Origin of the sequence: Agromyces sp. NPDC056965, assembly GCF_042673425.1 — a bacterium.
In the GTDB taxonomy this organism is placed as follows: Bacteria; Actinomycetota; Actinomycetes; order Actinomycetales; family Microbacteriaceae; genus Agromyces.
Genome location: NZ_JBHURI010000119.1, coordinates 1 through 9,152 on the forward strand (window position 1 = coordinate 1; position 9,152 = coordinate 9,152).

At 70.8% G+C, this 9,152-nt stretch carries 8 protein-coding genes and 1 tRNA gene; 7 read left to right on the forward strand and 2 right to left on the reverse strand.

The window, feature by feature from the left end:
- The first annotated feature begins 12 nt into the window (after positions 1-12).
- Positions 13-86 (forward strand) — tRNA-Leu (locus ACFTQE_RS19105).
- Positions 87-154: 68 nt separating this feature from the next.
- On the opposite strand, the gene ACFTQE_RS19110 is transcribed toward ACFTQE_RS19105, so the two are convergent.
- Positions 155-595: an iron chaperone gene (locus tag ACFTQE_RS19110; protein ID WP_376926557.1), complete on the reverse strand. Its 441-nt coding sequence runs from the start codon at positions 593-595 to the stop codon at positions 155-157.
- Positions 596-774: 179 nt separating this feature from the next.
- Between ACFTQE_RS19110 and wecB the strand changes: the two genes are divergently transcribed.
- Both wecB and ACFTQE_RS19120 read left to right on the forward strand, forming a co-directional pair.
- A complete protein-coding gene (gene wecB / locus ACFTQE_RS19115) occupies positions 775-2,103 on the forward strand; it encodes a non-hydrolyzing UDP-N-acetylglucosamine 2-epimerase (protein ID WP_376926558.1) in 1,329 nt (442 codons plus the stop codon).
- Positions 2,096-3,496, forward strand: coding sequence for a glycosyltransferase family 2 protein (locus ACFTQE_RS19120; protein WP_376926559.1), 1,401 nt, complete (start codon positions 2,096-2,098; stop codon positions 3,494-3,496). Before wecB ends, ACFTQE_RS19120 begins: the two co-directional genes overlap by 8 nt.
- Positions 3,497-3,508: 12 nt before the next feature.
- Here the strand turns inward: ACFTQE_RS19120 and ACFTQE_RS19125 are convergent, their stop codons facing one another.
- Positions 3,509-4,435 carry a Ppx/GppA phosphatase family protein gene (locus tag ACFTQE_RS19125; protein ID WP_376926560.1) on the reverse strand — a complete coding sequence of 309 codons (927 nt, stop codon included), beginning with the start codon at positions 4,433-4,435 and terminating at the stop codon, positions 3,509-3,511.
- An 86-nt stretch (positions 4,436-4,521) separates the two neighbouring features.
- On the opposite strand from ACFTQE_RS19125, the gene ACFTQE_RS19130 reads away from it, so the two are divergent.
- From ACFTQE_RS19130 to ACFTQE_RS19145, 4 genes are all read left to right on the forward strand, one after another.
- The gene (locus ACFTQE_RS19130; protein WP_376926561.1) at positions 4,522-5,118 is read left to right on the forward strand and encodes a TetR/AcrR family transcriptional regulator; all 597 of its coding nucleotides are present in this window, start codon (positions 4,522-4,524) and stop codon (positions 5,116-5,118) included.
- Positions 5,115-6,395: an MFS transporter gene (locus ACFTQE_RS19135; RefSeq protein WP_376926562.1), complete on the forward strand. Its 1,281-nt coding sequence runs from the start codon at positions 5,115-5,117 to the stop codon at positions 6,393-6,395. The genes ACFTQE_RS19130 and ACFTQE_RS19135 overlap by 4 nt, the downstream gene beginning before the upstream one ends.
- Positions 6,395-7,642 (forward strand): amino acid deaminase/aldolase, encoded by a 1,248-nt coding sequence (locus ACFTQE_RS19140; RefSeq protein ID WP_376926563.1) that lies wholly within the window; start codon positions 6,395-6,397, stop codon positions 7,640-7,642. The genes ACFTQE_RS19135 and ACFTQE_RS19140 overlap by 1 nt, the downstream gene beginning before the upstream one ends.
- Before the next feature lie 70 nt (positions 7,643-7,712).
- On the forward strand, positions 7,713-9,026 hold the full coding sequence (locus tag ACFTQE_RS19145; RefSeq protein ID WP_376926564.1) for a D-arabinono-1,4-lactone oxidase: 1,314 nt from the start codon (positions 7,713-7,715) through the stop codon (positions 9,024-9,026).
- Positions 9,027-9,152: the final 126 nt, after the last annotated feature.

The following is a 9,152-nucleotide window of genomic DNA, read 5'->3' on the forward strand; positions in this document are numbered from 1 at the left end:
GGGCGGCGCCGCGCTCCCGTAGCCCAATCGGCAGAGGCAGGCGACTTAAACTCGCCTCAGTCTGGGTTCGAATCCCAGCGGGAGCACCGGGCCGGTGCGCCGCCTCGATCCCGCGCTCTGTCGGCGAGACAGTCGTAAGACGTGTGCGGCTCCGTCAGCTGACGGCCTTGCGAACGATCTCCGTGACCCGCGCCTCGACCGCTGGCGTCCAGTTGCGCACAGCGAAGCCGATGGGCCACAGGTCGCCGTCGTCGAGGTTCGCCCGATCCTCGAAGCCGATGGTGGCGTAGCGGGTCTTGAACTTCGCGGCCGCCTGGATGAAGACGACGATCTTGCCCTCGGCATTCGCGAAGCCCGGCATGCCGTAGTAGGTCTTCGGCACGAGGTCGGGTGCGACCTCGGTGACGACCTTGTAGAGCCCTTCCGCGAGCGACCTGTCAGCGGGCTCCATCTCGGCGATCGCGTCGAGCACCGCCTTCTCGCCTGCGGCGCGGTTCTTGCCGGCCTTCTCCTGTTCGCGGAGCTCCTTCGCGCGCTGCTTGACGGCGTCGCGCTCGTCTTTGCTCAGTCCGCCGGACGTATCGGTCTTCGACATCTCGTGGTCCTTCCGGGATCCTCATCGGTGCCGCCGCGGTGGGCGGGGCGTCGTTGTCAGGCTATTCCGATGCGTCCGCCGTGCGCTTCTCCATTCCTGATCGATCCGGAATCCGAGTCCGAGTGATCGATGACGAGTGCCTCCACCACTCCTCGTGGCTCGTGTTCTACGGTGGGCGCATGGGGGAGAACACCGCTCAGAGAACGCTCGTCGCCGTCTTCGTGGTGGGCACACGACCTGAGGCGATCAAGATGCTGCCAGTCATCCGCGCCTTCCGCGAGAGCAGCCGATTCGGCGCGTTCGTGGTCTCGACGGGGCAGCATGCGGAGCTCGTCGCGGACGTGCTCGCCCTCGGCGGCATCGAGCCCGACGTGACCTTCGAGCGGGCGGCGCCGGGTCGCGGTCTCAACCAGCTCTTCGCCGACGTGCTCGGCGGCATGAATCGGGTCTTCGAGGGATTCGGGCCCACGCGTGAGACGAACTACGGTGCGCCGCCCGAGGGCTTTCCGGTCGCGTGCTTCGTGCACGGCGACACGTCCAGCGCAGCGGCAGCGGCGCTGGCGGCATTCCACACGAGGGTGCCGGTCGTGCACGTCGAGGCGGGACTGCGCACGGATGACACGCTCTCGCCGTTTCCCGAGGAGCTGAACCGCCAGCTCATCTCCCGCATCGCGGCGCTCCATCTCGCCCCGACCTTCCGGAACGAGCAGAACCTGATCCTCGAGGGGATCGACGAGGGGCGCATCTTCGTGAGCGGCAACACCGCGATCGACACGCTGTTCTTCGCCGCGTCGCTCGACGTGCCCTTCGGGGTGGCGGGCCTCGACGATCTCGAGGACGACGCCACGACGCGCGTCGTGGTCGTGACCGCGCACCGGCGGGAGAACTGGGGCGATCCGCTCGAGCGCATCGCGGGCGCGGTCGCGACACTGGCCGCGGCGTATCCCGACGTGCGCTTCGTCGTGCCGCTCCATCCGAATCCAGCGGTGCAGGAGGTGCTGCGTCGCCACCTGGCACCGCACGCGAACGCATCGCTGGTCGAGTCGATGGGCTACGCCGGGTTCTCGCGCCTGCTCGGTCGCGCCGCATTCGTCATCAGCGATTCGGGCGGCATCCAGGAGGAGGCGCCGGCACTCGGGAAGCCGGTCCTGGTGCTGCGGGAGACCACGGAACGACAGGAGGGCGTCGAGGCGGGCACCGTCGAACTCGTGGGCTCCGACCCCGAGCTCATCGTCTCCAGCGCCTCGCGGCTGCTCGACGACCCGAGGGAGTACGCCCGGCGCTCCGCCCGCTCCAACCCCTACGGAGACGGGCACGCGGCCGAACGGATCCGCGCGCTCAGCGAGCACATCGTGTTCGGCGGGCGGGCTCCGCAGCAGTTCGGCGCCGGCATCGATCGGATGGGCGTGCTGCGCGCGGCGGGGTACCTCGAGGATCCCGCCGACGAGTTGGGCGAGGTGTACCACGACGGCGTCGCCGACGGCCTCGGCGGTGTTGCGGGTGCTTGAGCCGATCGTCTGGAGCGAGCTGTTCGCCGGGGTGCCGGTCGCCTTCCAGGTGCTCTTCTGGATCGCGCTGACCCTGACGGTGATCTCCTTCGTCTCCATCGCCGTCCTCGCGATCGCCGGTTTCCGGTACCGGCGGGGCCGTCGGCGACTGATTCCCGAAGGTGCGCCCGGCGAGGACGACTTCCTCTGGGTCTTCGTGGTGCCGGCGCTCGACGAGGAGGTGACGATCGCCGACAGCGTGGCGCGCCTCCTCGACGCCGAGGCGCACCGCGCGGTCGTCCTGGTCGTGGACGACGGTTCGACCGACCGAACGGGTGAGATCCTGCGCGGCATCGACGACCCGCGACTTCGCGTGCTGACCCGCACCGCGCCGAACGCGCGCCGCGGCAAGGCGGCGGCCCTCAACGAGGCGTACCGGCACATCCGCGACGAACTGTTGACCGAGCCGGCCTTCAGCGGGATCGCCGACGATCGGGTGATCGTCGGCATCATCGACGCCGACGGCCGCCTCGAACGGCATGCACCGGCCCGGGTCGCCTGGCATTTCGCCGACCCGCTCACGGCCGGGGTGCAGGTGCTCGTGCGGATCTACAACGCGAACCGGTTCCTGACGTGGGCGCAGGACGTCGAGTTCTCGTCGTTCGGGCTCGTCTACCAGGCCGGTCGGGCGTCGTGGGGGACGGCGAACATGGGCGGCAACGGTCAGTTCAACCGACTCTCGGCGCTCACGTCGATCGCAGTCGACGACGGGCCGTGGCGCGACCGCCTCACGGAGGATCAGGATCTCGGCGTGCGGCTCATCCAGGCCGGTTGGCACGGCGCGCAGGAGAACGGCGCCGCCATCGACCAGCAGGGCGTTCCCGCGCTCCGGCGGCTCTACCGGCAACGCGTGCGCTGGGCGCAGGGCGGCTGGCAGGCGCTCGGACTGATCGGAGGCTCCGCGCGCCTCGAGCAGGGGGTGATCGCGAGGGTCGATGCCGTGCACTACCTGCTGACACCGGTGCTGATCTCGATCGCCGGGCTCGACTTCTTCGCCACGATCGTGTTGGCCGTCGCGCTGCAGGTGCCGGTCATCCCGGCGTCGTTGACGGTTCTCCTGCTCTTCCTGACGCTCGGCTTCGGTCCCGGCTTCATCACGCTCTTCCTGCGGGGTCGAGGCATCCGAGGCCTCCTGCTCGCACTCGTCGAGACGGTGCCGTACGCGGTCTACACGTGGATCGTGTTCCCCGTCTTCCTCACCGCGCTCGTGCGGCACTGGTCGGGGCGGACGAGTTGGGCGAAGACCGCCCGCGAGGCGATCGACACCGGCCTGCCCGAACCGGTCGACCCGCTCGCGGCCGAGCAGGTGGAGCCGGAGGGCACCGGCGGCATCGCTGGTCGGGCCGCAGGTTGAGGGCGACCCGGGTCAGGTGAGCCGATCGAGGCGCCGGAGGATGAGCCCTTCGCGGAGCGCCCACGGCGACACCTCGAGCTCGTCGACGCCGAACGCGCGCATCGCCTCGGAGAGCACGACGGCGCCGGCCACGATCTGGAACGTGCGGTCGGCCGTGATGCCGGGCAGCGCCGGCCTCGCGTCGGCGGGGATGCGCGCGAGCCGGGGCGTCCAGTCGTCGAGGCCCTCGCGGGTCAGGATGCTGCGTTCGGTGTCGCCGAACCCGTCTTCGACGCTGCCGGCGAGCCTGGCGAGCGAGCGGATCGTCTTCGAGGAGCCGACGACGTGGTTCGGCGACGGCAGGGCCTTGAAGGGTGCGACGGCTTCGGAGAGCACCTCGCGCGCATGGGCGCGGAGGCGCGCGACCTGTTCGGGCGAGGGCGGGTCGTCGGGCAGGAACGAGATCGTGGAGCGCCCGGCGCCGAGGGGGAGCGACCGCGCGACATCCGGCACCTCGTCGATGCCCTGCGCGAGCTCGAGCGAACCACCGCCGATGTCGAAGAGCAGCAGGCGCCCGGCCGACCAGCCGTACCATCGCCGCACGGCGAGATAGGTGAGGCGCGACTCGTCGTCGCCCGACAGCACCTGCAGGCGCACGCCGGTGTCGCGCTCGACGAGATCGAGCACGGCCTCGCCGTTCGCGGCCTCGCGGATCGCGGAGGTCGCGAAGGCGAGCAGCTCCTCGATGCCGGCATCGCGAGCCGCGGATGCCGCTCCGCCCACGGCGGTGAGGATGGCGGCGACGCCCTCGTCGCTGATGGCGCCGTCGGGCTCGAGGTAGCGCATGAGCCGCAGCACCGACTTGTGCGAGGCTGTCGGTATGGGGCGTGCGCCGGGGTGCGCTTCGACGACCAACAAGTGCACCGTGTTGGAACCGACGTCGAGGACTCCGAGGTGCATGCTGCGAGCGTAACGGTTTTCGTGCATACTGATGCGACTGGGACGATCGTCCCACTTCAGTCGTCGAAGGTGTCGAAAGGAGTCGCATGGCCCGCATCCCCGCTTCAGAACGGCGTGCCGCGCTCGTACAGGCGGCACTCCGCGTGGTGTCCCAGCGCGGAATCGCACATGCAACGACGCGTGCGATCGTCGCAGAGGCCGGCATGTCGCTCGCGAGCTTCCACTACGCGTTCGACTCCCGCGACGAGCTCATCGACGAGCTCATCACGACGGTCGTCGCCCGAGAGCAGGAGGCGGTGCTGCCCGACGACCTCCAGGGTCACGACATCCGCGACATGCTCGAGGCCGGCATGCTGCGCTACTTCGAGCACCTCCGCGGCGACCCCGAGCACGAGCAGGCGATGCTCGAGCTCACGCAATACGCGCTGCGCTCGCCCGAGCGGCATCCGCTCGCCGTCGCGCAGTACGACAAGTACACCGAGCTCGGAGCCCGGTCGCTCGTGGCCGCCGCCGAACTCGCGGGCGTCGTCTGGACCACTCCGGTCGAGCAGGTCGCGCGCGTGCTCATCGCCTTCACCGACGGGCTCACCCTCACGTGGCTCGTCACCCGCGACGACGACGTCGCACGGGCGGTCGCGCACGCGGCCGCCGACGCCCTTTCGAGAATGGCCGAGCCCCGATGACGAGCCTCGATTCCGCGCCGCAACAGGCGCACCCGACGACCGCCGCGCTCGGCGAGCCGGTCCGTCGCGTCTCCGCCGGCTGGATCGCCTCGTTCGCGACGGTCTGGCTCGGCATCTGGATGGCGCAGCTCACGCCCGTGCAGCTGCTGCTGCCGGCTCAGATCGACGCGCAGCTCAAGCCCGACAACTGGGTCGACAGCGTCGTCGCGTTCGGCATCATCTCGGGCATCGCCGCGATCGCGACGATCATCGCCTACCCGCTGACGGGCGCGCTCTCCGACCGCACGACGTCGCGCTTCGGCCGTCGTCGCCCGTGGATCGCGATCGGCGCCGTCGTCTTCGGCCTCTCGCTCGTGACGCTCGGCCAGCAGACCGAGATCTGGGCCATCGGGGCGACGTGGGTCGCGGCATCCGTCGGCTTCTGCATCATGACTGCCGCGCTCACGGCGACGATCTCCGACCAGGTGCCCGTGAACCAGCGCGGCTTCGTCTCCGGCTGGATGTCGGCGCCGCAGGCGGTCGGCATCATCGTGGGGCTCGTGCTCGTGACCGAGCTCGTCACCGACGCCTCCCTCGGCTACATCCTGCTCGCGGTGATCCTCGTCGTGCTGGCGGTGCCATTCCTCTTCCGCGCCGACCAGCCGCTCGCGCCGACCGAGCGCGTCCGCGTCACGGCAAGGGGCATCCTCAGCGGCTTCTGGATCAACCCGCGCAAGCACCCCGACTTCGGCTGGACCCTGCTCAGCCGGGTACTCGTCTCGGTCGGCAACGCCCTCGGCACGAGCCTGCTGCTGTACTTCCTGATGTTCCAGCTGAAGGACGAGAACGCCGAAGACGACCTCATCGTGCTCACGCTCATCTACATGGTGTTCGTGATCCTCGCCTCGCTCATCCTCGGCAAGCTCTCCGACAAGCTGGGCCGCCGCAAGCTGTTCGTCTTCATCGCCTCGGGGCTGCAGGGCGTCGCCGCGCTCATGCTCGGCCTCTTCCCCGACCTCACCGTCGCGATGGTCGGCGCCGGGCTCCTCGGCCTCGGCTACGGCTGCTTCCTCTCCGTCGACCAGGCGCTCGCCACCCAGGTGCTGCCCGACGCCGCATCCCGTGGAAAAGACCTCGGCATCATGAACATCGCCTCGGCCGTGCCGCAGGCCATCGCCCCGATGATCGGTGCCGCCGCGGTCGTGGTCTCGGGCTCGTTCATGCTCGTCTTCCTGCTGGGAGCCGCGTTCTCGTTCGCCGGCGCCTTCGCCGTCGCCCGGGTGCGGAGCGTGCGCTGATGACGACCGACCTCCGCAAGACCGGTTCGCCGGTATCGGATGCCTCCGAGTGGCTGCGACCCGAGCGGTACTGGCCGTCGCTGACCGCCGCGACCGCCCACCTCGACGCCCCCGTCGGCGTGCTCCACCTCGGGGCGCTGCGCCACAACGCGCTCGACATGCTGCGCCGGGCGCACGGCACGCCGATCCGCGTGGCCTCGAAGTCGCTGCGCGTGCGCGGCATCGTCGAGGCGCTGCTCGCCATGCCGGGCTACCACGGGGTGCTCGCGTACACGCTCGCCGAGGCGCTCTGGCTCGCCGAGACGGTCGACGACGTCGTGGTCGGGTACCCGACCGCCGAACGGGCGGCCATCCGCCGGCTCGGGAGCGACCCCGAGCTCGCGAAGCGGGTGACGCTCATGGTCGATTCGCCGGCGCAGCTCGATCTCGTCGACGCGGTGCTGCCGCCCGGCAAGCGCGAGTCGATCCGCGTGTGCCTCGAACTCGACGCCTCGTGGAACGCGCCGCTCCTCGGCCACCTCGGCGTGCGCCGCTCGCCGGTGCACGCACCCGAGGATGCCGCCGCGCTCGCCGCGTACATCGTGAAGCGCCCGGGCTTCGAACTCGTCGGCATGATGGCCTACGAGGCGCAGATCGCCGGTGTCGTGAACCAGCCCGCCGGTCGACCGGTCGACGGCGCCGTGAACCGCTGGATGCAGTCGCGCTCGATGCCCGAACTGCGTGAGCGCCGGGGCCGCGCCGTGGCCGCCGTTCGTGAGATCGTCGAGCTCGAATTCGTCAACGGCGGCGGTACCGGCTCCCTCGAGGCGACCGCGGCCGACGACTCCGTGACCGAGATCGCGGCCGGCTCCGGCATCTTCGGCGGGCACCTCTTCGACGGCTACCAGCACTTCACCCCGGCGCCGGCCGCGGCATGGGCGCTCGACATCGTGCGCCGCCCGAGTCGCGACCACGCGACGATCCTCGGCGGCGGCTGGGTCGCCTCGGGGCCGCCCGCCGCCGACCGGCTGCCGAAGATCGTCTGGCCCGAGGGCCTCGTGATGGAACCGCGCGAGATGGCGGGCGAGGTGCAGACCCCCGTGAGCGGCGCGGCGGCCCGTCGCATGAAGGTCGGCGACCGCGTCTGGCTCCGCCACACGAAGTCGGGCGAGCTGGCCGAGCACCTGAACGAGTTCGCCCTGGTCGATGCGGGCGAAGTCGTCGACACCATCCCGACGTATCGGGGAGAAGGGAAGGCGTTCCTGTGACAGCTGCGGGAGCCATCTGGCACATGTGCACGAGTCGCGATGCGGCGCGTACCCGAAACGAGGAGTCGCTGTGACCGCGACCGGAGCCGTCTGGCGCAACTGGGGTCGCACGGAATCGGTGCGGCCCCTTCGCGTGGAGCGTCCGGCGTCGGCCGAGGCGGTGCAGCGGGCGGTGGCGTCCGCCGCGGCCTCGGGCCTCGCGATCAAGCCCGTCGGCTCGGGCCACAGCTTCACCGGCATCGCGGTCGCACCGGGCGTGCAGCTCGACATGACCGGCGTCTCCGGCGTCCTCGATGCGGACGTCGCGAGCGGCCGCGTCACGCTGGGTGCCGGCACCCGGCTGCACGAACTGCCCGAGCTGCTCGCCCCCTACGGCCTCGCGCTCGCCAACATGGGCGACATCGACCGGCAGACCATCTCGGGCGCGACCTCGACCGGCACGCACGGCACCGGCCTCGGCTTCGGCGGCCTCGCCACGCAGATCGTCGCCGCCCGCCTCGTGACCGGTACCGGCGAGCTCATCACCGTGAGCGAGACCGAGCGCCCCGAGCTGCTGCCCGCCGTGCGCCTCGGCCTCGGTGCGCTCGGCGTGCTCGTCGACGTGACGCTGCAGCTCGTGCCGCGGTACGTGCTGCACGCCGTCGAGAAGCCCGAACCGCTCGGGGACGTGCTCGACGGCTGGGAGGAGCGCGTGCGCGGGGCCGACCACTTCGAGTTCTACTGGTTCCCGCACACCGAGGCGGCCCTCACGAAGACGAACACGCGCCTGCCGGGCGATGCCCCTCGGCGTCCGCTCGGGCGCCTCTCGCGCTGGGTCGACGACGAGCTCCTGGCGAACGGCGCGTACCGCGGCGTCTGCGCCCTCGGCACCGTCGCACCGGGCGTCGTGCCGGCATTCGCGCGCCAGGTCGAGAAACTCACGGGCGACCGGGACTTCGCCGACTTCTCGCCGAAGGTCTACATCACGAACCGCACGGTGCGGTTCCGCGAGATGGAGTACGCGGTGCCGCTCGAGGCCGTGCCCGCCGCGATGCGCGAGGTGCGCGAGCTCATCGAGCGGAAGGGCTGGCGCATCAGCTTCCCGATCGAGGTGCGGGCCGCGGCATCCGATGACAACTGGCTCTCGACCGCCCATGGCCGCGAGTCGGGCTACATCGCCGTGCACCGCTACTTCCGCGAGGACCCGACCGAGTACTTCGCCGCGGTCGAGGCGATCATGCGCGGCTACGGCGGCCGCCCGCACTGGGGCAAGATGCACACGCGCGACGCCGAGTCGCTGCGCGAGGTCTACCCGCGCTTCGACGACTTCCTGCGGGTGCGCGACGAGCTCGACCCCGAGCGCCGCTTCGCGAACCCGTATCTCGACCGGGTGCTCGGCGCCTAGGTCGCAGGCCCGACGAGGGGCGGTTGCCATTGCAACCGCCCCTCGTCTGTTAGTGTGCGCTGTGGGTGCGTAGTGGCTGCCAGCCTGGGTAAGGCCGGGCGGCGGCGCAGCGTGAACGAGCCGAGC